Here is a 23716-nt window from a genome sequence, read left to right on the forward strand (position 1 = left end):
CGAACACGGTCGTTAAGCTCTTTTGCGCCGATGGTAGTTGGGGGCTTCCCCCTGTGAGAGTAGGACGTTGCCAGGCACCTGAAACCATTCCGATAAGGAATGGTTTTTTTGATATATAAGAGAGAGTAGAGGGGCGCAATAGAGCTTACTGGTCCGACGGGGCAGAAGCTTCTTCGACTACTTCCTGAAGAAGCTTCTATGAGTAACCACCGTGCTTTCCCCCTGTGAGACGAGTGCTTTCTCTTCGTCAAAAAACGTGAAAAGCTGCGGAGCAAAGCGGCATGAAAATTCATCCCCGTAGAAGAGAAAGAATGAGCCAGGACGTTGCTAGGAGATAAAGCATTCCATTTATGGAATGCTTTTTTTGATGCATAAAAGGTAGAGGGGAGCAATAGAGCTTATTAGTCTTAACTAAGTCGGCTTCATTGTCGTTGGTGAGCTTCTTAGAAAACATCTCTTACCTCAACTAGCTATCTTTCTCCTATTAATAACTCTGAATTATGCCTGTCCCAATACATTGGTGTAAGCTCAGGGTATTCAAAAAGGTATTTAAAGTACCATGTATATAATAAACGATGCTGCTTCTCTAACGTTTGCATTTCGTGTGTGTATTGCCTCAATTCACTTGTAACAGAGTCTCCTGCTTCGTGTTTTTCTATGATCTCTTCTTTAAGCAAAACCACTCTCTCCGTTTTAGTCTCAATCATGTGATAACCTAAATAGCTCATTATGCTGAAACCTATCAATAAGAAAAGAGTGAAAAATAAAATGAGTGGTTGGAGTTCTTTTAACACTGTGGTCCTCCTTTCTTTTGATATATTTTTGTGCCTTAAAAGTTGATTGCCCGTCCGACTATAATAATGTTAGTAAATCGACTCTGAGGCTTTAGTTATCCTATGTTTGTAAGATGTAATGTGTCCCACTTTTAAAAGAGGAATTTGCAGCAGAAAGAATCTTCTTTTTCTTTGAGAGATAAACTATCGCAGGGGTGGTGAAGACAAGCTTTAATAAGTTAAGATCAGATCAACATCACCAATGAAAAGAATTGAGTTTTAAATAGATAGGTACACAACACGGAAAGGGATGATGAGGTTGTTCACAGAATATCTAGAAGATCAATTTGGTATTTTAAAAGAAGATGAATTAATTTCACCTAAAACCAACAAAAAGATCAGCATTCAAAAAGTCATTATCTTATTAGAAGAAAAAGGGAAGTTGGATCAAGTCATTGAAACGATTGAAGCAATTAAATCTCTAGGAAGAAAAGGAGTCATAACTTACCTTTCAAAATTTATTGATCTAGATTGAAGACATTGTTTCAATAAGTCCTCTATAATAATAAATAGTAAACGAAACCTCTAATGCTAGAGGTTTTTTATATGAATGAGGAGTGAGAGAGTGATTGATCTAAGAAGTGATACCGTTACAAAACCGACTCAGGCTATGAGAGATGCTATGTATCATGCAGAGGTGGGGGATGATGTATACAAAGAAGATCCAACCGTTTGTAGGCTAGAAGAATTAGCAGCAAGTAAATTAGGAAAAGAAGATGCTCTTTTTGTGACAAGTGGTACCCAAGGTAATCAAATTGCAGTGCTAACGCATTGTAGAAGTGGAAATGAAGTATTACTTGAGCAAGATTCGCATATTTTCTATTATGAAGGTGGGGCTATTTCTGCTTTTGCAGGGGTTCAGACAAGGACAATTTCTGGAGTAAGAGGGGAGATGAATCCGGATGAACTTGAGTTAGCTATCCGTGGCAATGATATTCATGAGCCAGAGACTGGTTTAATCTGCATGGAGAATACTCATAACCGTGCAGGTGGTGCAATTGTTTCAGTGGAGAACATGAAAGCCGTATATAACGTAGCAAAAAAGCATGCAATACCTGTTCATTTAGACGGGGCAAGGTTGTTTAATGCAGCTGTTGCTAAGCAATGCTCAATTAAAGAATTTACTCAAAACGCTGACACGGTTCAAATTTGTTTATCTAAAGGGTTAGGAGCACCAATAGGCTCACTTATCGCAGGTTCTTCAGAAATCATTACAAGAGCTCGCAAGTGGAGAAAACGACTCGGTGGTGGTTTACGACAAGTAGGAACGATAGCGGCTCCTGGGATTATTGCTTTAACGGAGATGGTGGATCGTTTAAGTGAAGATCACCATCATGCTAAGGTTCTTGCAGAGGGAATAGGTGCAGTCGTTGGTCTAGAGGTAATAAATAATGTCGACACAAACATCGTGTTGGTCGATGTATCTGGTAAAAGAATGAGCTCAACTGAGTATATTGATAAACTCTCTGAAAATGGAATTAAGGCTGTTTCATTTGGCCCATCTGTTGTTAGATTCACCACTCATTATGACGTTACTAGTCAGCAAATAACTCAGGCATTAAAAACAATTAATTCTTTATAATTCTAGATTGGAGTGTAGGTATGTCAAAGTCAATTCAAGCCATTCACCTGGGGATACCACGTGAAATAGAGCATGGAAGTAAAATAATAAAGACAAGTATCTTTAAAGAACCCACTGAAAACGTAGTTTCAATACACTCCACTGGAATAAATGGGGATACACAAGCTGATCTCATTCATCACGGCGGTGTGGATAAAGCGATATGTGCTTATCCATATGAGCATTATTCGTTTTGGGAAAATAAGTTAAGTCAAGATGTGGGCTCTTCTGCTTTTGGAGAGAACCTAACATTAATTGGCTGGTTGGAAAAAGACGTACATATTGGAGATGTCTTTGAACTTGGAAGTGCAATCATTCAAGTAAGCCAGCCAAGACACCCATGCTTCAAATTAGGGCTTAAGCATAAACAACCAAAGATTCCGCTATGGGTGAAAGAAACTGGGTTTAGTGGCTATTATTTTCGAGTAGTAAAAGAAGGAGAAGCCTCCTTGGCTAATGAGCTCATACGAATTGAAAAACGGAGTGAGCACCCAACTATTATGGAAGTTAACGAGTGTAGGCATAATCCTCACGCTACTAAAGGACAACTAGAAGCGATGGTCGAAATAAAGGAACTAGCTTTAGAATGGCAGGATGCATTTCGTAAAAAGCTCACAACCATGTAAGAACTCTTTCTAATGAAAGGGTTCTTTTTTTGTTTACATCAGAGTAAATGAATGGAAAAAAAGCTTTCGGGCAAAATAAAACCACAACAATAAGGTAGGTGGTTGATAAAATGCCTTCAATTATTTCAATAAGTACCTATGCACCACCCAATACGTTAACCCAAGATACGACGACAGAGTTTGCGCGTGAGCTATTTAGTGAAAGCTTTCAAGATATCGAAAGACTATTGACTGTATTTTCAAATGCCCAAATCAGCGAGAGACAATTTGCAGTACCTATGAATTGGTTTAAAGAGGACCATACGTTAAAAGAAAAGAACGATCTCTATATTCAGTTAGCCACGAAGTATGGTGCGGAAGGTATAAAGAAATGTTTAAACAATCGTTTGTTTTTAAAAGAAGAAGTTGACTTGAAAGAAATTGAGGCGATTATTCTCGTATCAAGTTCTGGAATGTCTACACCTAGTATTGATGCTCGTATCATGAATGTCTTACCTTTTTCTCCTCATACGAAACGAATTCCGATATGGGGGCTAGGGTGCGCAGGGGGAGCAGCTGGAATGAGTCGGGCGTATGAATACTGTAGAGCCTATCCAGAGTCCAATGTATTAGTTGTTTGTATTGAATTATGTAGTCTTACGTTTCAACGAAATGATCGTTCAAAGAGTAACTTAGTAGGGACATCATTATTTGCTGATGGGATTGCGTGTGCTTTAGTATCTGGTGATCATTCTTCAATGGTACATAACAGCAACAGATCTGTACGTCCTGTAATTCGTCAAACGATGAGCACACTTATGCCTGATACAGAGGAAGTAATGGGGTGGGATGTAAAGGATACAGGGTTGCATGTGGTATTTTCTCGTAACATTCCATCTATAATTAAGAATTGGTTGAAGCCAAACGTCGATGAATTTTTAGCGCGTAACAATCTTGAAGCTGGTCAGATCGATGCTTTTGTTGCACATCCCGGTGGAAAGAAGGTGTTAGAAGCTTATGAGGAAACCCTATCAATTCCAGAAACAATGACTGAGGTTTCAAGAAAGGTCTTAAATAAGCATGGTAATATGTCTTCCCCAACCGTTTTATATGTACTTGAACAATTTATGAATCAAGAGATGGAGCCAGGTTCATACGGGTTAATGGCTGCATTAGGACCAGGCTTTTGCTCTGAGTTAGTTTTACTTCAGTGGGAGGGGGTTCATTAATGGGCTTTGTCTATCTATTTGTTGGCTTCGTTATGATCCAAAGGGTAATCGAAGTTATCATTGCAAATCAAAATGCTAGGTGGATCAAGAAGCAAGGAGGATATGAAGCTGGAGGGGAGCATTATAAATACATTGTTGCCTTGCATGCTTTCTTTTTTGTAGCACTCCTTATAGAAATTTCTTTTTTTGGTCCAGAAGTGCTTCGGTGGTCTTTGATCCCATTAATCGTATTTTTGATTGCTCAAGTAGGCCGGGTATGGGCTCTATCATCACTTGGACGTTTTTGGAATACGAGAATTATGATCTTACCAGGAGCAAAGGTAGTCGCTAAGGGACCTTATCGTTTTATGCGTCATCCTAATTATGTGATTGTAGCAATGGAAATCCTCGCTCTTCCTTTTATCTTTCAAGCCTATTGGACGGCCTTCATCTTTTCGATTTTAAATGTAATCGTATTGCGCGTAAGAATTAGAGAAGAAGAGAGTGCACTTAAAGAAGCTACGAATTATGAAGAAGTCTTCAAAGATAGAGGGCGATTTGTCCCGAGTTACGATGAATAGGCTAGCCTAGCTAGTCTATTTTTCTTGTCTATCAAGAGACAAAAACTCTCTTTTTTCAACAAAACTTCCTATGTTCTAAATCGAATTTTACATGTTAAGCTTGCCGGGAATGAGTTGTAGAAATAGGGGGTCCAATGGATGCTTACACTGCTAATGGAAAACGCGTTAACAATGGTAGTCATTATTTTAGTAATTAATGTGGTTTATGTTACGTTGTTTACGGTTCGAATGATTTTTACGTTGAAAGGACAACGGTATTTGGCTGCGGGGGTAAGTGTGATTGAAATTCTTGTCTATGTTATAGGTTTGAGCTTAGTACTAGACAATCTAGATCAGCCACAAAATCTGATTGCTTATGCAATTGGATATGGCATCGGTGTTATAATTGGGATGAAGGTAGAAGAGAAACTTGCTCTTGGGTATATTACCGTTAATGTAATTACAAAAGAATACGAACCAGATATTCCAAATACACTGCGGGATAAAGGATACGGGGTAACAAATTGGGTTGCGTATGGGCGTGAAGGAGAGCGTTTGATGATGGAAATTTTAACATCACGAAAATCAGAGCATAACCTTTATCAAACAGTTAAAGAGTTAGACCCGAAAGCTTTTATTATCTCACATGAGCCTAAAGCATTCTTCGGTGGATTCTGGGTAAAAGGAATTCGGAGGTAGGAAAGATGAAAAAGAAGAAAAAATTGAAGTTTGAAGTTGGAGAAAATGAAACGATCACTGATTGTTTAGATCGGATGCAAAAAGAGGGCTATCAACCAGTGCGACGTATGGAAGAGCCTGTTTTTGAGGAAAAAAAGAAAGGGAAGCAAGTCGAGTATGTACCGATTAGACAAAAAATCATCTTTGAAGGAAAGTTAGTAGAAAGCGAACAATAATAGTCTGACTTTTTTCGAACGTTCGACTTTTTGTTGACATATGTCGTTTGTGCTTGTAAGATGAAGATGAATAAGCGAGAAAACAGAATATCACCTCATATAATCTCACGGGAATAAGGCCCGAAAGTTTCTACCCAATGACCGTAAATCGTTGGACTATGAGGGAAAGTGTCACTTCAAGATCATTCATTCTGGAAGTGTCATGAAAGCGTGGAATTAGCTTCCTTTCTCTCACCTAGAGTAGACAAAGATAGCTAATTCTGCGCTTTTTTTATTGATTAGATATGTAGCTAAAGGAGTAGGATAGAATGAAGCCAGTAGTCGGAGTCATTATGGGGAGTACGTCCGATTGGGACACAATGAAGCATGCTTGTGAGATGCTTGAAGAACTTGAAATTCCATATGAGAAGAAAGTGGTATCGGCACACAGGACACCAGAATTGATGTTTGAATATGCAGAAGTTGCCATCGATCGAGGGTTACAAGTGATTATTGCAGGAGCCGGAGGAGCAGCTCATTTACCAGGAATGGTAGCTGCTAAAACGGTATTACCAGTAATCGGTGTGCCTGTTCAATCTAAGGCTTTACAAGGATTAGATTCATTACTTTCGATCGTTCAAATGCCAGGCGGAGTTCCGGTTGCAACTGTAGCGATAGGGAGTGCTGGAGCGAAAAATGCAGGACTACTAGCAGTACAAATCCTAGGTTCGACCAATAAAGAGATTCAAGATAGATTGATTAGTAAACGTCAGGAGACAAAACAAGCAGTCTTAGAAAGTAGTGACACTCTATGAAACAAGTCATTCGACCAGGTTCAACCATTGGAGTTATAGGTGGCGGGCAATTAGGAAGAATGCTATGTATCGCATCAAAACAAATGGGTTATAAGACGGCCGTTCTTGAACCGACACTAGAGTCACCTTGCCAAGGTGTGGCTGACGTGGTAATCGAAGCACGTTATGACGACCAAGATGCAGCTGAGAAGCTTGCGGAAATTTCAGACGTGATTACGTATGAGTTCGAGAATATTGATGCCCATACGGCAGCTCTCTTGACTGAGAAAGCATATTTTCCTCAAGGCTTTGAATTATTAAGAACCTCTCAACATAGAGCGCGTGAAAAAGAAGCGATCGCCTCACTTGGCATTAAAGTCGCTCCTTATAGAGTCATTAAGACGTTAAATGATTGCCAACAAGCCGCTAAAGAAATAGGGTTTCCAGCCGTATTGAAGACATGTCAAGGTGGCTATGATGGTAAAGGGCAAGCAGTCGTCGATGATGAAGCAACATTTCTTAAAGAAGCAAGACGACTCCTTGAGGTGGGTGAACTTGTCTTTGAAGGTTGGGTGCCTTTTGATAGCGAGATCTCCGTCATCGTTACCCGTTCAACAAATGGAGAAGTGAAGACCTTTCCTGCTAGTGAAAATATTCACGTCAACAACATTTTGCATCAGTCGATTGTGCCAGCGAGGGTACCTGATGAGTGGGTCCGTCATGCTGAAGCTATTGCTAAAAAGGTAGCTGATGGCGTTGGGTTAGTGGGCATACTAGCCATAGAGATGTTTGTGACGAGTGATGGAGAAGTGATCGTGAATGAGCTCGCACCAAGACCTCACAACTCTGGTCATTACACGATTGAAGGTTGTCACACATCACAATTTGAACAACATATTAGAGCAATATGTGGTTTACCTCTTGGAGCAACAGACTTACATCAAGCAACAGTGATGGAGAATATTTTAGGCCAACATTTAGAGGAAGCAATCTCAGAACTTGATTACTTAAAAGAAATAAAACTCCATTTATATGGAAAGAAAGAAGCAAAGTACAACCGGAAAATGGGGCATATAACGGCTTTAGGTGCGACGGTTGATGAAGCGCTCGAAAAGCTCAAGCGAAGAACAAAGTGAATGTGCTAGAATGAGTAAGGTATTTTACTTCAATAGTGGAGGATGGTTAGATGATTGAACGTTACACACGTCCTGAAATGGGTGCCATTTGGACAGAGGAAAATCGTTATAAAGCATGGTTAGAAGTTGAGATTGTAGCTTGTGAAGCATGGGCGGAACTTGGAGACATTCCTAAAGAAGACGTAGTGAAAATTCGTGAAAATGCTGGATTTGATGTGGCTCGTATTCATGAGATTGAAGCAGAAACAAGACATGATGTGGTTGCTTTCACGCGTGCCGTTTCAGAAACACTTGGAGAAGAGCGCAAATGGGTGCATTACGGTCTAACGTCAACAGATGTTGTAGACACAGCCTTATCGTATTTACTAAAGCAAGCAAATGAAATTTTGTTAGCAGACCTTGAGCGTTTCTTGTCAATTATTAAAGATAAGGCAATTGAGCATAAGTACACGGTCATGATGGGTCGTACTCATGGAGTACATGCTGAACCAACAACATTTGGTTTGAAGCTTGCACTTTGGTATGAGGAAATGAAACGTAATATCGAACGCTTCAAACATGCGGCTGAAGGAGTTCGCTTTGGTAAGCTATCTGGTGCAGTTGGTACTTATGCCAATATTGACCCTCGTGTTGAAGAACTTGTTTGTGAAAAGCTTGGGCTTGAGGCAGCACCGATCTCTACACAAACATTGCAACGTGACCGTCACGCTGAATACATGGCATCTATGGCCCTGGTTGCAACATCAATTGAAAAGTTCGCTGTAGAGATTCGTGGACTTCAAAAAAGTGAGACACGTGAAGTTGAAGAGTTTTTTGCAAAAGGTCAAAAAGGGTCATCCGCTATGCCACATAAACGTAACCCAATCGGGTCTGAGAATATGACTGGACTTGCCCGCGTTATTCGTGGTCATATGTTGACAGCTTATGAAAATGTTCCATTATGGCATGAACGTGATATTTCTCACTCATCAGCCGAGCGTATTATTTTGCCGGATGCTACGATTGCATTGAATTACATGCTAAATCGTTTTGGAAACATCGTTAAGAATTTAACTGTGTTCCCTGAAAATATGAAGCGCAATATGACTCGCACGTATGGTCTGATCTACTCACAGCGCGTTCTATTATCTTTAATTGATAAAGGGATGGCTCGTGAGGAAGCATATGATCTTGTGCAGCCAAAAACAATGGAAGCATGGGAGAAGGGCATTCAGTTCCGTGAGTTAGTGGAAGCAGAAGAAGCGATTACAGCTGTTCTTTCAAAAGAGGAAATTGATAATTGCTTTGATTACAATTACCACTTGCAGCATGTCGACACAATCTTTAATCGCTTAGGTCTAAAAGACAATTAAATGAAAAAGAGAAGTGAGCGCAGCTCCTTCTCTAGCAATAAGATTGCCAATATTCCGATTGTGAGGGTGGACAATGCAGAAAAGAGAGCAGCTTTACGAAGGAAAAGCCAAAAAGATTTATCGAACAGATGATGAGAATATTCTATGGATTTCTTATAAAGATGATGCGACTGCTTTTAATGGAGAGAAGAAGGATCGACTTGAAGGAAAAGCGAGACTCAACAATGAAATCTCAGCTCTGATCTTTACGAAGCTGAATGAGCAAGGGCTAGAAAGTCATTTTGTTGAACGTTTATCTGAGACAGATCAGCTAGTGAAGAAAGTTGAGATTGTGCCAATCGAAGTCGTTGTAAGAAACCTGGTGGCCGGTAGTATGGCAAAACGTCTTGGATTAGAAGAAGGGGTAGAGCTCAAACAGCCTATCGTTGAATTTTATTATAAAGATGATGCGCTAGGTGATCCGCTTATTACGGAAGACCATATTGCGCTCCTTGAAGCAGCTACAGCCGATGAAGTTGAACAGTTAAGAGAAATGGCTCAGAAAGTAAATAAGCTTCTTATTGAGTTATTTAATAATATCGGTGTTCGCTTAGTTGATTTTAAATTAGAATTTGGTCGTGCGGCCGATGGAGAGCTACTTTTAGCTGATGAAATTTCCCCAGATACTTGTCGACTGTGGGATAGCAAGACGAATGAGCGCTTTGATAAAGATTTGTTCCGTCGCAATCTAGGAAACTTGCAAGCTGGTTATCAAGAAATTTTAACTCGTCTAGGAGGTCCATCATGTACAAAGTAAAGGTGTATGTAACGTTAAGAGAGAGTGTACTAGATCCACAAGGAGTAGCGGTCAAGAGTGCCTTACACACAATGGATTATAAAGAAGTAGAAGATGTCCGCATTGGTAAATACTTAGAGTTAGTCGTAGCCGAAACAGAGCAAGTAGAAACGAGAGTAAAAGAAATGTGTGAGAAGTTACTAGCCAACACTGTGATTGAAGATTATCGATATGAAGTTGAGGAGGTTGTCCCATCATGAAATTTGCTGTAATCGTCTTTCCTGGCTCAAACTGTGACTCGGATATGTATCATGCAGCAAGTGATGCACTAGGCGCGGACGTTGAGTATGTGTGGCATCACGCGACATCTCTTGAAGGCTTTGACGGCATTTTGTTACCAGGTGGGTTCTCTCATGGTGACTACTTACGCTCAGGAGCTATTGCTCGCTTTGCACCTATTATGAAAGCTGTAATTGATGCTGCTAATGAAGGAAAGCCTGTTCTTGGAGTATGTAATGGATTTCAAATTTTACTAGAGGCTGGACTGCTTCCAGGTGCCATGAAGCGAAACGCTGGGTTGAAATTCATTTGTAGACCAACCGCTCTAACCGTTGAAAATGAAAAAACGATGTTCACTTCAGGGTATGAGAACGGTCAAGAAATCATGATACCTGTTGCTCATGGTGAAGGTAACTACGAGTGTGATGACGCTACATTTAATGAACTTGAGAAAAACGGACAAATTGTCTTCCGTTATAGAGATAATATCAATGGATCTCGTCACCAGATTGCAGGGATTATGAATGAGCAAGGAAATGTATTAGGTATGATGCCACACCCTGAGCGTGCAGTAGAAGCATTGCTTGGAAGTGAAGATGGCTTAGCTTTATTTCAATCAATTGTACGAAATTGGAGGGAAACTCATGTCGCTACTACTTGAACCTACAGCAGAACGTGTAAAAGAAGAGAAACTCTACTTGGAAATGGGTTTAACAGATGAAGAGTTTGTTCTAGCTGAATCTATTTTAGGACGCACACCAAATTATACGGAAACAGGATTATTCTCTGTCATGTGGTCTGAGCATTGTAGCTATAAAAACTCAAAGGTTCTTTTACGAAAATTCCCTACCGAAGGAGAGAAAGTTCTCCAAGGTCCAGGAGAAGGCGCAGGGATCATCGATATTGGTGATTCACAGGCTGTTGTCTTCAAGATTGAAAGTCACAACCACCCATCAGCAATTGAGCCATATCAAGGGGCTGCAACAGGTGTTGGTGGAATCTTACGTGATGTTTTTTCAATGGGAGCTCGTCCAATTTCGTTACTAAATTCTCTTCGCTTTGGTGAATTAACATCACCAAAAGTCCGCTACTTATTTGAAGAAGTTGTAGCAGGTATTGCAGGTTACGGTAACTGTATCGGTGTACCGACTGTAGGAGGAGAAGTACAGTTTGATCCTTGTTATGAAGGAAATCCATTAGTTAATGCCATGTGTGTTGGCTTAATTGATCATAAAGACATTCAAAAAGGTCAGGCAAAAGGTGTTGGCAACACGGTGATGTATGTTGGTGCAAGCACAGGTCGTGATGGGATTCACGGGGCAACATTTGCATCAGAGGAGCTAAGTGAGGATTCGGATGAAAAACGACCTGCTGTACAGGTTGGTGATCCGTTTATGGAGAAGTTATTACTTGAAGCATGTCTTGAATTGATCCAATCCGATGCATTAGTTGGTATTCAGGATATGGGAGCAGCGGGATTGACATCTTCATCAGCAGAAATGGCTAGTAAAGCAGGGTCTGGAGTTGAAATGAATCTTGATTTAATCCCACAGCGAGAAGAAGGGATGACGCCTTATGAAATGATGCTTTCAGAATCTCAAGAACGTATGCTGATCGTCGTTAAAAAAGGTCGTGAGCAAGAAATAAAAGATATCGTTGATCGTTGGGGTTTATTATCTGCTGAAGTTGGGGTCGTAACAGACGACAAACGCCTTCGTCTTCTTCATAACGGTGAAGTTGTAGCAGATGTACCAGTAGATGCACTTGCTGAAGAAGCTCCAGTTTATCACAAGCCATCAAGTGTTCCAGCTTATTATGAAAAGTTCCAACAACAGGCTGATTGGGCACCGAACATTGAGGATGCAAAAGAAACGTTGCTTCAATTACTTGCTCAACCGACGATTGCAAGTAAGGAATGGGTTTACGATCAATACGATCATATGGTTCAAACGAATACAGTCGTAACACCTGGATCTGATGCAGCGGTTGTACGTATTCGTGGCACACGTAAAGCACTGGCAATGACAACCGATTGTAATTCACGTTATCTCTATCTAGATCCTGAAGCGGGCGGTCAAATTGCAGTAGCTGAAGCAGCTCGTAATATCGTATGTTCAGGAGCTACACCACTAGGTCTTACAGATGGATTAAACTATGGTAGTCCTGATAAACCAGAGATTTTCTGGCAGCTAGAAAAATCAACAGATGGAATGAGCGAGGCATGCCGAGTGCTCGAAACACCGGTTATCGGAGGAAATGTGTCGCTTTATAATGAGACAAATGGAGTAGCTGTTTACCCGACACCGGTTATTGGTATGGTTGGCCTCATTGAAGATGTGGATCATATTACCACCCAATCTTTTAAAGAAGCAGGCGATTTAATCTATCTTATTGGACAAACAAAGCCTGAGTTTGGAGGCAGTGAACTTCAGAAGATGATCAATGGATCTATTTCTGGAAAGGCACCGACGCTTGATCTAAACGTGGAGAAAGCACTCCAAGCAATGCTCTTACAAGCAATCAAGTCAGGCTTAGTAGAATCTGCTCATGATGTAGCAGAGGGCGGAGTAGCTGTTGCATTGGCAGAGAGTGTAATCGATACAGAGGTAGGGGCACATGTGACGTTAGATGGTGAGATTATCTCACAATTATTCGCAGAGTCTCAATCGCGTTTCATCGTATCGGTCAAACCTGAAAATCAAGCTCAGTTTGAACAAGTAGTAGAGGCAACACTGATTGGTGAAGTGACGAACGATGATGCACTTGTTATTCGTACATCATCAGAACAGTCCGTCATTAATGCGAAAAAGGATGAAATGTCTAAGGCTTGGAAGGGAGCCATTCCATGTTTGCTGAAATCAAAGGTTTAAATGAAGAGTGCGGTGTATTTGCTGTTTGGGGCCATAAGGATGCTGCTCAAATTACGTATTACGGTCTCCATAGTTTACAACATCGAGGACAAGAAGGAGCTGGCATCGTCGTAACAGACGGTGAGCAGCTCTCGGTTCATAAAGGGATGGGTCTAGTTAATGATGTGTTCCGTCCTGAAGACCTAACACTTTTACACGGAAAAGCTGCAATCGGTCATGTTCGTTATGCAACAGCAGGCGGAGGCGGATTTGCCAATGTTCAACCGCTATTATTTCGCTCTCAACGTGGAGGGTTAGCGCTCGCACATAACGGTAACTTAGTGAATGCAAACAACTTGAAGCATCAATTAGAAAGTCAAGGTAGTATTTTTCAATCTACTTCAGATACAGAAGTGTTAGCTCATCTAATTAAGCGCAGCGGTTATTACACTCTTGAGGACCAATTAAAGAATGCATTAGCGATGTTAAAAGGGGCTTATGCTTTTGCTGTAATGAATGAAGATCAATTAATGGTAGCTCTTGATCCGAAGGGGCTTCGTCCACTTTCCATTGGTCGTCTAGGCGACGCATATGTGGTGGCGAGTGAGACATGTGCGTTTGATATTATTGGAGCAACTTATGAACGTGATGTGCAGCCAGGTGAACTAGTCATTATTGATGATAACGGATTACGTTCAGAGCGTTTTGTTAGTGCAACTTCAAGAGCAATTTGTAGTATGGAGTATGTGTATTTTGCAAGACCAGATAGTAATGTTGATGAAGTGAATGTTCATACAGCTAGGAAGAATCTAGGAAAGCAATTAGCTCTAGAATTTCCGGTTGAAGCAGATGTCGTCACTGGTGTTCCTGATTCAAGTATTTCAGCGGCAATTGGGTATGCGGAGCAGACTGGTATTCCATACGAACTTGGTCTGATCAAAAACCGTTATGTAGGTCGTACATTTATTCAACCTTCTCAAGAGTTAAGAGAACAAGGGGTGAAAATGAAGCTCTCGGCTGTGCGTGGTGTCGTTGAAGGAAAGCGTGTCGTGATGATTGATGATTCGATTGTCCGTGGAACGACAAGTAGACGAATTGTACGGATGCTACGTGAAGCAGGAGCAAAAGAAGTGCATGTACGCATAAGTTCACCTCCTATCAAGCATCCTTGTTTTTACGGAATTGATACATCAACTACCTCAGAGCTGATTGCTTCAAACCATTCGATTGAAGAAATGCGCGATATGATGGGTGCTGACACGCTTGCATTCTTATCAACAGAAGGGTTAATGACTGGTATCGGACGTGATGATCAATCACCAAACTGTGGACAATGTTTGGCATGCTTTACAGGAACTTATCCAACAGAGATCTATGCAGATACCCTACATCCACATGCAAAAGTATAAAGACTTAAAAGAATTTAGAGGGGGAACTGATGATGTCAGATGCATATAAGCAAGCCGGTGTTGACATTGAGGCTGGTTATGAAGCTGTACGCCGCATGGGGCAACATGTGAATCGAACGAATCGTCCAGGAGTTATGGGAGGATTAGGTGGTTTTGGAGGCATGTTTGATCTTTCAAGCCTCAACATGAAAGAGCCGGTACTCGTATCAGGAACAGACGGGGTAGGGACAAAGCTAATGCTTGCCTTTATGGCAGAAAAACACGATACGATCGGTGTAGATGCTGTAGCGATGTGCGTAAATGATATCGTGGTGCAAGGCGCAGAACCTCTCTATTTTCTTGATTATTTAGCAGTAGGAAAAGCAGAACCGAACCGGATTGAAGCAATCGTTAAGGGAGTAGCTGATGGTTGTGAGCAAGCTGGTTGTGCATTAATTGGTGGGGAAACAGCTGAAATGCCTGGAATGTATGAGGAAGACGAGTATGATGTAGCTGGATTTTCTGTAGGAGCTGTTGAAAAGAAAGATCTACTCACTGGTGAAAAGATAGCACCTGGTGATATTGTGATTGGTCTTTCTTCAAATGGACTTCATAGTAATGGTTTCTCCTTGGTCCGCAAGGTATTCCTTGATGAACACCAATTATCTTTAAATGAAAGTCTTCCTGGTCTTCAGGGTACGCTTGGTGAGGAGCTCTTAACACCGACAAGAATTTATGTGAAGCCATTACTTGAAGCACTTCGCACGTATCCTGTTCATGGCCTTGCTCATGTCACAGGTGGTGGGTTCTATGAGAATATCCCGCGTATGCTTCCTGCTGGCTGTAAGGTAGAAGTCGATTTTGGTTCTTGGCCGATTCCAACGATTTTCTACTTACTTGAGGAATACGGAAAACTTTCTAAAAAAGATATGTTTAGTGCATTTAATATGGGGATTGGGATGATTGCAGTGGTTCCTGAAGAGGTCCATACAAAAGTTATTCGATTGCTTGAGGAGCAAGGGGAGAAAGCATTCATTATTGGCAGAGTTTCAGAAGGGACTGGGGTTTCTATTGGAGGCATTGATTGATGAAGATCGCCATTTTTGCCTCAGGAACTGGGACGAATGCACAAGCGATTATTGATCAAGCTCAAAGTGGAGACATTGATGTAGAAGTGGCATTAGTTGTAAGTGACAAGCCAAACTCCAAAGCTCTCATTCGTGCTAGCTCCTCTAGTATAGCTACATTCGGTTTCAATCCGTCAAATTATACGTATAAAGAAGAATTCGAATCAGACATAGTAGTCGAGCTGCAGGCACGCAAGATTGACCTTGTTGTGCTAGCGGGCTATATGCGTTTGATTGGACCGACACTTCTATCTGCTTATGAAGGTAAAATCGTAAACATTCATCCATCGCTTTTGCCGAACTTTCCAGGGCTAGATGCAATCGGCCAGGCATTAAGGGCTGGTGTTAGTGAAACTGGGGTAACGATTCATGAAGTGGATGCCGGGATGGACACAGGACCAATCATCGCCCAAGAAGCGATCACTATTGAACAAGATGATACAATTGAAACATTAACAAAAAAGATACAAGCGGTCGAACATCGTCTCTATCCACAAACCATTGCAGCGTGGGGGAACACGATAAAGCTGGAAGGAGTTAAGAGCAAATGAAGAGAAGAGCATTAGTCAGTGTATCGAACAAAGAAGGGATCATTCCATTTGTAAGTGGCCTTGTCGATGCAGGGTTTGAAGTGGTTTCCACAGGTGGGACGAAAAAAGCGATCCAAGAGGCAGGGATTGCCGTAACAGGCATTCAAGAAGTAACCGGCTTTCCAGAGATTCTTGAAGGACGTGTGAAAACCCTCCACCCTAATATTCATGGGGGTCTTCTTGCCATGCGTGAAAAGCAAGAGCATCAAGAGCAACTACAAGAACATCATATTACACCGATTGATGTGGTTGTTGTAAACCTCTACCCATTCCAACAAACCATTGCAAAAGAAGATTCAACGTTTGAAGATGCCATTGAGAATATTGATATCGGTGGACCGAGTATGCTCCGTGCTGCCGCGAAAAATCATAAACATGTAACAGTAGTTGTTGACCCTGCAGATTATGACACTGTATTAACTGAATTAAAAGATGGTGTTACAACTGAAACACGACGTCGTCTTGCCGCTAAAGTATATCGCCATACAGCAGCCTATGATGCTGTGATTGCTGAATACTTAACAGAAGCAGTAGGGGAAGAGAGCCCAGAGACGTATACGGTTACATATGAGAAAAAACAAAGCTTGCGCTATGGAGAAAACCCCCATCAAAAGGCAACGTTCTATAAAAAGCCTCTTGCTAAAGATGGCTCAATAGCTACTGCCACTCAATTGCACGGTAAAGAACTTTCCTATAACAATATTAATGATGCTAATGCAGCGCTTGCTATTGTAAAAGAATTCACTGAGCCAGCTGCTGTAGCTATTAAGCATATGAACCCTTGTGGGGTTGGGACAGGTCAAACGATCGAGGAAGCCTATGATAAAGCATATGAAGCTGATCCTGTTTCTATATTTGGCGGAATCATAGCCTTAAATCAAGAGGTTGACCAAACGGCAGCTCTTAAGATGAAAGAAATTTTCTTGGAAATTATTATTGCGCCAGCGTTTACAGAGGAAGCTCTATCAGTATTGAAAGAAAAGAAAAACCTTCGTTTATTAACAGTAGACACAAGTAAAGCTAAGTCAACCGAAGCCACTCTTACATCGATTCATGGTGGTTTACTTGTACAAGATGAAGATACGCATAGCTTTGATGAAGCAGAGATTTCTGTTCCTACAAAGCGTGAACCAACAGAAGATGAGTGGAAAGCATTAAAGCTAGCATGGAAAGTCGTCAAACATGTGAAATCAAATGCGATTGTTCTTGCTAACGATCAAATGACGGTAGGTGTCGGTGCAGGGCAAATGAATCGTGTTGGGGCAGCTGCTATTGCACTAGAGCAAGCAGGTGATCGCATGGAAGGTGCCGTTATGGGATCAGATGCCTTCTTCCCAATGGGTGATACAGTTGAAGCAGCAGCTAAAGCAGGTGTACGTGCAATTATTCAGCCAGGTGGCTCGATTCGTGATCAGGAATCAATTGATATGGCTGATCGTTATGACATTGCAATGGTATTTACAGGAGTGCGTCATTTCAAACATTAAGAGGAGGTGTGTATCATGAATGTGCTTGTAATTGGGAGCGGTGGTCGTGAACATACAATTGCTTGGAAATTAAAACAAAGTGAGCAGGTAGCGACTGTTTTTGTAGCACCAGGTAATGATGGAATGAGAGACGTAGCAACGACGGTTCCGATAAGTGAAGACGATCAAGATGCGCTTGTGGAGTTTGCAAAGGATAACCAAGTCGAACTGACAATAGTAGGTCCTGAAGTTCCACTTTTAGCAGGATTGGTTGATCGCTTTAAAGCAGAAGGATTAATTGCTTTTGGACCATCAAAAGAAGCCGCGCGTCTTGAAGGTAGTAAGTCATTTGCAAAAGAGATCATGCAAAAATATAACATTCCAACAGGGGCGTATGAAACATTTACTGAGTACGAGTTAGCTGTTCAGTATGTAAAAGCAAAGGGTGCGCCGATTGTGATTAAAGCAGACGGTCTAGCAGCTGGTAAAGGCGTTGTCGTCGCTATGACCGAAATAGAAGCTATTGAAGCATTGGATTCGATGTTAAATAAACAAGCATTTGGTGAGGCGAGTGCTTCTGTTGTCATTGAAGAGTATTTAGAGGGCGAAGAACTTTCACTAATGGCATTCGTTCATGGGAATATCGTAATCCCAATGGTAGCAGCTCAAGATCATAAGAGAGCTTTTGATAACGATGAGGGTCCAAACACCGGGGGAATGGGTGCCTATTCTCCTGTCCCGCAGTTTGGCAGTGAACAGATTAATGAGGCAGTAGATACAATCCTTAAACCTACTGCAAATGCGATGATCGAAGAGGGTAATTCATTTACAGGGATTTTATATGCTGGTTTAATGATGACGCAAGCTGGTCCTAAAGTTATTGAATTTAATGCACGCTTTGGTGATCCAGAAACACAAGTCGTTCTACCTCGATTAGAGTCAAATCTTGAGCAAGTGATCTTAACACTATTAAAGGGGCAGAAGCCAGAACTTAAGTGGTCTGATGATGCTGTAGTAGGCGTAGTGATGGCAAGTAAAGGCTATCCGGGCTCTTACCAAAAAGGGGCAGTCATTGAAGGGTTCGATTCATTAAGTGAGCAATCATTGCTCTTTCATGCAGGAACAAAGAAACAAGAGGGAAAATGGCTGACCAACGGTGGACGTGTCCTCTTAGCGGCTTCAAAACAACCTACACTTAGTCTGGCTAAAGAGTCTGTTTATAAAGAAATCGAGCGCATTCAAAGTGATGGTCTTTTTTATCGTCAAGATATAGGAAATAAAGCTATTTCACGCGTTTCTTCTTTATGAACACATAAAGAAAAGCGATAACACTTCCAATTAGTAAAATATAAATAAATAACGAGTCTGTTGCATACTCTTGAATACTGAACATGTCGTCACCTCCAGTGATGATATTGAACCGTATAAGTTTTGAACTTATACGGTTTTTGATTTGTTTGGCTCCTTCTCCTGCGAGAAAAACGGTAGATCAAATAAAGTCAAAGAGCGACTTCATATTGCTCTCCATTATTTTTTAGCATGCCAGACCAGTCCGCAAACGCTTTTCATGTCTAGCTTTGTGGCTCAGGTCATCGGTCGCTTCACTTTGTCAAACGAAGCAAAAAGCGCTTCTCATTGCCAAAGCTCCACCGCCCTCATACCTAAACGAGCCAACACCGCTTTTCTTGTCTAGCTATGGCTCCTTGTCCTGCGAGAAAAAACGGTGAATCAAATGAAGTCAAAGAGCGACTTCATATTGCTCCCCCTTATTTTTCAGCATGCCAGACCAGTCGCCACCGCTTTTCTTTCTAAGATGGGTTCATGACTCTTCCGTCTGGGTGATGGTCTTCTTCATGCCGGTCATGGCCAGGGTGTATCATTTCACTTTTGGCTAAGTAGACAAGAGGGCAAAAACGTGTAATACCTTCTGCCACTTTCATGCCCCCAAGCATTGCTGCTAGTAGAGAACGGTTTCTGTGTGGTTTACGTACCATTTTTGCAATAGAATAAGAAAGAACGGTAAAGCCTGCTGTAATCCGAATTAATGCATCGATTCGACCAATATTAGGTTTCATTTAAAAACAACTGCCTTTCTGGATGTTTGTTCACCGAGTTGTCAAAAAAACATGTAAAAAGATTTGACAACTTTAGTGAGTTAATGAGTGATTGTATGGTACGATAGAAACAATAGATAATTTACAAAAAAAAGGAACGATAGAAACGGGTGAATTGAGATGACGGAGCGAATTTATCGCTGGACAAAAAAACGTTTACGCCAACAACTTGAAGTTGTTAGAGGAGAGCAGGCGCCTTCGCTCGTCCTAAAAAATGCAACCTACTTAAACCATGCAAGAAGAAAATGGTTACAGGCAAATATATGGATGGCACAAGATCGTATTGTCTACGTTGGTGACGAAATGCCTAACGTATTAACTGAAACGGAAGTGGTGGACTGTTCAAATCAATATATAGTCCCTGGATATATCGAGCATCATGCTCACCCATTTCAACTTTATAATCCCCACAGCTTTGCAAAATATGCAGCATCACGTGGAACAACAACCTTGATCAATGATAACTTAATGTTCTTTTTGAATCTCGAAAAAAAGAAAGCGCTTTCTTTAATTGAAGCTCTTGATGAGCTACCAACCTCGATGTATTGGTGGTGTCGCTATGATGCTCAGACAGAATTAAAGAGTGATGAGGCTTTCTCGAATTCGAAAATGAAAGCATGGCTAGAACATCACTTAGTCATTCAAGGTGGGGAACTTACCTCATGGCCAAAAGTTTTAAATGGAGATGACTCGACCTTGCATTGGATGCAAGAGACAACACGTCTTCGAAAACCAATTGAAGGACATCTACCAGGGGCATCAGAAAAGACGCTCTCACAAATGGCTCTTCTTGGAGTAACATGTGATCATGAAGCGATGACAGGTGAAGAAGTAGTAAAAAGGTTAAATCTAGGGTATACAACTTCCCTACGACATTCTTCCATTCGCCCAGACTTACCTAAATTGCTAAAAGAAATGCAAGAACTCGGTGTGGATGTATTTGATCGTTGCATAATGACGACTGATGGTTCCACTCCTACTTTTTATGAAGATGGTGTAATGGATCAGTTGATAAAAATTGCGCTTGATGCAGGCATTGCCCCGATTGATGCTTACGGAATGGCTACTTACAATGTGGCGAGATATTATAATCTTGATCACAAACTAGGAATGATTGCACCAGGCCGTGTTGCTCATCTTAATTTCTTAACAGATATTAATGATCCGAAACCGACCTCTGTTATAGCAAAAGGACAATGGGTTGTAAGAGATGGACGGCAATGTGAAGGGTATGAATCATTCCCGTGGGAAGATTATGGGATCGGCTCTCTTGAATTAGATTGGGAGCTGTCTGAAGATGACTTACACTTCTCGATGCCGATGGGAATTGAGATGGTCAATGCCGTTATTTTAAAACCTTATCAGATTCCCATCGAATGCACTGATCGAACGCTAAGTCATGAGCATGATGAAAGTTTCTTCGTGATGTTAGATAAGAATGGAAAATGGTTGATTACATCGATGCTGAAAGGATTTGCTAACCAGATCTCTGGCTTTGCCAGTTCCTTCTCAAATACAGGTGATATTGTCTTAATTGGTAAGAGTATCTCCGATATGGTAAAAGCATTCAATGCATTGAAAGCACAAGGTGGCGGAATGACACTGGTTGAAGAAGGTGAAGTCATCGGTTCTATTCCATTGAACCTTTTTGGGATCCTTTCTTCTAAATCAATGAAAGATGTGATGCAAGACGAGAAAGTATTTGTTAAGCTGCTGCGTGAACGTGGTTATAAGCATGAAGACCCTATTTACAGCTTGTTATTTTTCTCTTCTACGCACTTACCTTATATTCGTGTTACACAAAATGGAATTTATGACGTTCATAAGAAAACGGTACTCTTTCCCTCGATTATGCGTTAAACTATAAAAGAGTTCTGCCTTAGAATGACATTTATTTTACGAAGAAAAGGACGTGTAGACGTCACATGAAACGGTGGATAACAGTAGCTTTTATTGCCTCAATCCTTCTTGTAGGGTGTAACAACGAGGCAGACGAGATAAGCGAAGCAATTGAATCAACTCCAAATACACTAGATGATGAAAACACTGAAGAAGAACAACCGTTTACTTATCCTTTAACGGGTGATAAAAGCGACGTAGAACTTGATCACCGGCCGGTTGGGGTGATGATTAATAATCATCCAGCTGCTAGACCGCAATCTGGATTAGTCGATGCTGATGTTGTATATGAGGTATTAGCGGAAGGGGAAATGACTCGCTTTCTCGCTCTTTTCCATAGTACTTTTCCAAAAGTTGTAGGTCCGGTTAGAAGTGCCCGAGATTATTATATTGACCTAGCGAATGGGTATGATGCGGTGTTTATTACTCATGGTTGGAGCCCAGGTGCTGAGGCTAGATTAAAGGCCGGGGAGGCAGATTATTTGAGTGGGCTTCACTATGATGGCACGTTATTTCAACGCTCAACTGACAGACGTGCACCCCATAACTCCTATATCACTTTTGAAAATATCCAAAAAGGGATAGAGGAGCAAGGGTATGACTGGAAAAAAGAAGTATCCCCACTTTCTTTTTATACAAGTGAGGATATTCAAGTAGTTGGACATGCTGCCTCTACTATTGTTATTAACTACTTGAATCGAAATGAAGTGTCCTACCAATTCGATGAACAAACAGGGAAGTACTACAGGTTCAATGGGGACTCGCAAACAGTTGATTATCATACAAATGAACCTCTGTTGGTCGCTAATCTGTTCATTGTAGAAACAGAACATAACGTCCTTGATGAAGCTGGGCGTCGTGATATTAACCTTACCTCAGGCGGGAGAGGTCATCTTGTTCAGAGTGGGATTGCCAATGAAGTAAATTGGAAGAATATTGATGGTAGAATCTTACCCGTTGATGAGAATGGGAATGAAATGCCGCTAAAACCAGGTATGACATGGATTAATGTAGTTCCTACTTCGCCGAGTATGGATAAAAGTGTGTCATACAATTAATTTTAATAAAGGGATGTGTGGCTATATGCAAATTGATAAATTAAGAGGGAAAGAGCTTGATCAATTATTTAACGCGATCTTGTCTTTAAATAACCTAGAAGAGTGCTATGAATTTTTTGATGATCTTTGTACGATTAATGAGATTCAGTCACTAGCACAGCGTCTTGAAGTGGCACGTATGTTACAAAACGGCTATACGTACCATAAAATTGAGACGGAAACTGGTGCTAGTACAGCAACAATTTCACGAGTGAAGCGTTGTTTGAATTACGGCAACGACGGCTATAAAATGACTTTAGATCGTATTAAAGAAGAAGAGCCAGTAGAAGAAAAATAAGCAGTTAAGGCATGAGGTCTACTTTAAGACCTCATGCCTTTTTGTGTACTCGAAATGTTTACATTTCCTCAATTACGTGTATTACCTAATTAACAAATGATTTATTAGATTAGTAATGTCAGGAAACCAATTTGGAGGTATATACGATGTTAACAAGTGAGCAAATTAAAACATTAGAAAATAAACTGCTTCATATGAAAAAGGAAATCGAAGACCGAGTATCAGATGATGTGAGTGAAGCAGACTTAGAAAATCGTGGAGAGGATACTGGAGAATTATCAAACTATGACAATCACCCGGGTGATCTTGCTACTGAACTTCATGATAGGGAACTAGAAGCTGCTCTCGATCAACATTCTAAAGATGAACTGGAAGAGATTAATCAAGCACTTGCTGCAATCGAGAATGATACGTACGGAATTTGTGAAGTGTGCGGAGAGCCAATACCGTATGAAAGGCTAGAGGCGCTACCAACGGCAAGGCGTCGAGTAGAGCATGCTGATGTGCAACTTGACCCTAATCGGCGTCCGGTTGAGGAAGAAGTAGTAAATCCAACTATCGAATCAAGCGAAGGAGAAGACAAAGTCATTTATGACCGTGAAGATACGTGGAGAGATATAAGTCAACATGGGACTTCAGATTCTCCATCAGACTTAACAAATCCCGAAGATGGGTACAATCCTGAACCTAGAGATGAAGAACCGCTAGAAGAAATTGATTCGATGAAAGTAGCAGATATCAAAGGTAATGGCTCAGGTCGAACATCAGACCGAAAAGAGCATATTTAAGTGAAATAATTTCTCTTCTAATTATCATAATTAGGGGAGTTTTT

Annotated in this window: 26 protein-coding genes, 1 rRNA gene and 1 riboswitch; of the genes, 24 read left to right on the forward strand and 3 right to left on the reverse strand. The window is 41.1% G+C overall.

The features are described 5' to 3' along the window. A 5S ribosomal RNA gene (rrf, locus tag RYX56_RS26235) occupies positions 1–76 on the forward strand; the annotation flags it as partial. A 394-nt stretch (positions 77–470) separates the two neighbouring features. Here rrf and RYX56_RS14950 read toward each other — a convergent pair. Further along, entirely contained in the window at positions 471–794 is a 324-nt protein-coding gene (locus RYX56_RS14950) for a hypothetical protein (RefSeq protein ID WP_317122856.1), read from the reverse strand. A 298-nt stretch (positions 795–1092) separates the two neighbouring features. Between RYX56_RS14950 and RYX56_RS14955 the strand changes: the two genes are divergently transcribed. The 19 genes from RYX56_RS14955 to purD all read left to right on the forward strand — a co-directional run bounded on the left by RYX56_RS14955 (position 1093) and on the right by purD (position 18784). Continuing rightward, the gene (locus RYX56_RS14955) at positions 1093–1308 is read left to right on the forward strand and encodes a hypothetical protein (protein ID WP_047973063.1); all 216 of its coding nucleotides are present in this window, start codon (positions 1093–1095) and stop codon (positions 1306–1308) included. Between the two features lie 90 nt (positions 1309–1398). After that, entirely contained in the window at positions 1399–2415 is a 1017-nt protein-coding gene (locus RYX56_RS14960) for a threonine aldolase family protein (protein ID WP_317122857.1), read from the forward strand. 20 nt (positions 2416–2435) lie between these two features. Beyond that, positions 2436–3080 (forward strand): MOSC domain-containing protein, encoded by a 645-nt coding sequence (locus RYX56_RS14965; protein WP_317122858.1) that lies wholly within the window; start codon positions 2436–2438, stop codon positions 3078–3080. Between the two features lie 110 nt (positions 3081–3190). After that, a complete protein-coding gene (locus RYX56_RS14970; RefSeq protein WP_317122859.1) occupies positions 3191–4288 on the forward strand; it encodes a type III polyketide synthase in 1098 nt (365 codons plus the stop codon). Beyond that, on the forward strand, positions 4288–4848 hold the full coding sequence (locus RYX56_RS14975) for an isoprenylcysteine carboxyl methyltransferase family protein (RefSeq protein ID WP_317122860.1): 561 nt from the start codon (positions 4288–4290) through the stop codon (positions 4846–4848). Before RYX56_RS14970 ends, RYX56_RS14975 begins: the two co-directional genes overlap by 1 nt. A gap of 138 nt (positions 4849–4986) precedes the next feature. Further along, entirely contained in the window at positions 4987–5526 is a 540-nt protein-coding gene (locus RYX56_RS14980) for a DUF2179 domain-containing protein (RefSeq protein WP_317122861.1), read from the forward strand. Between the two features lie 5 nt (positions 5527–5531). Further along, positions 5532–5741 carry an NETI motif-containing protein gene (locus RYX56_RS14985; RefSeq protein WP_317122862.1) on the forward strand — a complete coding sequence of 70 codons (210 nt, stop codon included), beginning with the start codon at positions 5532–5534 and terminating at the stop codon, positions 5739–5741. 75 nt (positions 5742–5816) lie between these two features. Further along, a riboswitch (purine riboswitch) is annotated at positions 5817–5920 on the forward strand. 129 nt (positions 5921–6049) lie between these two features. Further along, positions 6050–6535 carry a 5-(carboxyamino)imidazole ribonucleotide mutase gene (purE, locus tag RYX56_RS14990; protein WP_317122863.1) on the forward strand — a complete coding sequence of 162 codons (486 nt, stop codon included), beginning with the start codon at positions 6050–6052 and terminating at the stop codon, positions 6533–6535. Then, complete coding sequence (gene purK / locus RYX56_RS14995; protein WP_317122864.1) at positions 6532–7650, forward strand: 5-(carboxyamino)imidazole ribonucleotide synthase; 1119 nt, start codon at positions 6532–6534, stop codon at positions 7648–7650. Before purE ends, purK begins: the two co-directional genes overlap by 4 nt. Before the next feature lie 50 nt (positions 7651–7700). After that, positions 7701–9002: an adenylosuccinate lyase gene (gene purB, locus RYX56_RS15000; protein ID WP_317122865.1), complete on the forward strand. Its 1302-nt coding sequence runs from the start codon at positions 7701–7703 to the stop codon at positions 9000–9002. 73 nt (positions 9003–9075) lie between these two features. Then, positions 9076–9798 carry a phosphoribosylaminoimidazolesuccinocarboxamide synthase gene (gene purC, locus RYX56_RS15005; protein WP_317122866.1) on the forward strand — a complete coding sequence of 241 codons (723 nt, stop codon included), beginning with the start codon at positions 9076–9078 and terminating at the stop codon, positions 9796–9798. After that, positions 9786–10037 (forward strand): phosphoribosylformylglycinamidine synthase subunit PurS, encoded by a 252-nt coding sequence (gene purS, locus RYX56_RS15010; protein WP_317122867.1) that lies wholly within the window; start codon positions 9786–9788, stop codon positions 10035–10037. Before purC ends, purS begins: the two co-directional genes overlap by 13 nt. Beyond that, entirely contained in the window at positions 10034–10717 is a 684-nt protein-coding gene (gene purQ, locus RYX56_RS15015; protein WP_317122868.1) for a phosphoribosylformylglycinamidine synthase subunit PurQ, read from the forward strand. Before purS ends, purQ begins: the two co-directional genes overlap by 4 nt. Further along, on the forward strand, positions 10701–12926 hold the full coding sequence (gene purL, locus RYX56_RS15020; protein ID WP_317122869.1) for a phosphoribosylformylglycinamidine synthase subunit PurL: 2226 nt from the start codon (positions 10701–10703) through the stop codon (positions 12924–12926). The genes purQ and purL overlap by 17 nt, the downstream gene beginning before the upstream one ends. Then, positions 12902–14314 carry an amidophosphoribosyltransferase gene (gene purF / locus RYX56_RS15025; RefSeq protein WP_317122870.1) on the forward strand — a complete coding sequence of 471 codons (1413 nt, stop codon included), beginning with the start codon at positions 12902–12904 and terminating at the stop codon, positions 14312–14314. The genes purL and purF overlap by 25 nt, the downstream gene beginning before the upstream one ends. A gap of 32 nt (positions 14315–14346) precedes the next feature. After that, a complete protein-coding gene (purM, locus tag RYX56_RS15030) occupies positions 14347–15381 on the forward strand; it encodes a phosphoribosylformylglycinamidine cyclo-ligase (protein ID WP_317123073.1) in 1035 nt (344 codons plus the stop codon). Beyond that, on the forward strand, positions 15378–15971 hold the full coding sequence (purN, locus tag RYX56_RS15035; protein WP_317122871.1) for a phosphoribosylglycinamide formyltransferase: 594 nt from the start codon (positions 15378–15380) through the stop codon (positions 15969–15971). Before purM ends, purN begins: the two co-directional genes overlap by 4 nt. Beyond that, positions 15968–17497 (forward strand): bifunctional phosphoribosylaminoimidazolecarboxamide formyltransferase/IMP cyclohydrolase, encoded by a 1530-nt coding sequence (gene purH / locus RYX56_RS15040; RefSeq protein WP_317122872.1) that lies wholly within the window; start codon positions 15968–15970, stop codon positions 17495–17497. The genes purN and purH overlap by 4 nt, the downstream gene beginning before the upstream one ends. Positions 17498–17512: 15 nt before the next feature. Further along, positions 17513–18784, forward strand: a complete 1272-nt coding sequence (gene purD / locus RYX56_RS15045; RefSeq protein WP_317122873.1) for a phosphoribosylamine--glycine ligase — start codon at positions 17513–17515, stop codon at positions 18782–18784. On the opposite strand, the gene RYX56_RS25760 is transcribed toward purD, so the two are convergent. Together RYX56_RS25760 and RYX56_RS15050 are read right to left on the reverse strand one after the other, a co-directional pair. Beyond that, positions 18759–18869 (reverse strand): EYxxD motif small membrane protein, encoded by a 111-nt coding sequence (locus RYX56_RS25760; protein ID WP_336623168.1) that lies wholly within the window; start codon positions 18867–18869, stop codon positions 18759–18761. The two genes, purD and RYX56_RS25760, sit on opposite strands and share 26 nt — an antisense overlap. A gap of 415 nt (positions 18870–19284) precedes the next feature. Next, positions 19285–19551, reverse strand: a complete 267-nt coding sequence (locus tag RYX56_RS15050; protein WP_317122874.1) for a YgaP family membrane protein — start codon at positions 19549–19551, stop codon at positions 19285–19287. A gap of 159 nt (positions 19552–19710) precedes the next feature. Between RYX56_RS15050 and RYX56_RS15055 the strand changes: the two genes are divergently transcribed. The 4 genes from RYX56_RS15055 to RYX56_RS15070 all read left to right on the forward strand — a co-directional run bounded on the left by RYX56_RS15055 (position 19711) and on the right by RYX56_RS15070 (position 23672). After that, positions 19711–21450: an adenine deaminase C-terminal domain-containing protein gene (locus RYX56_RS15055; RefSeq protein WP_317122875.1), complete on the forward strand. Its 1740-nt coding sequence runs from the start codon at positions 19711–19713 to the stop codon at positions 21448–21450. A 65-nt stretch (positions 21451–21515) separates the two neighbouring features. Then, a complete protein-coding gene (locus RYX56_RS15060) occupies positions 21516–22547 on the forward strand; it encodes a DUF3048 domain-containing protein (RefSeq protein WP_317122876.1) in 1032 nt (343 codons plus the stop codon). A gap of 25 nt (positions 22548–22572) precedes the next feature. Further along, positions 22573–22884, forward strand: a complete 312-nt coding sequence (locus tag RYX56_RS15065) for a YerC/YecD family TrpR-related protein (protein ID WP_317122877.1) — start codon at positions 22573–22575, stop codon at positions 22882–22884. A gap of 146 nt (positions 22885–23030) precedes the next feature. Further along, a complete protein-coding gene (locus tag RYX56_RS15070) occupies positions 23031–23672 on the forward strand; it encodes a TraR/DksA C4-type zinc finger protein (protein WP_317122878.1) in 642 nt (213 codons plus the stop codon). Positions 23673–23716 lie beyond the last annotated feature (44 nt).

This window comes from Alkalihalophilus lindianensis (assembly GCF_032843265.1).
GTDB classification, from domain to species: domain Bacteria; phylum Bacillota; class Bacilli; order Bacillales; family Bacillaceae_D; genus Alkalihalophilus; species Alkalihalophilus lindianensis.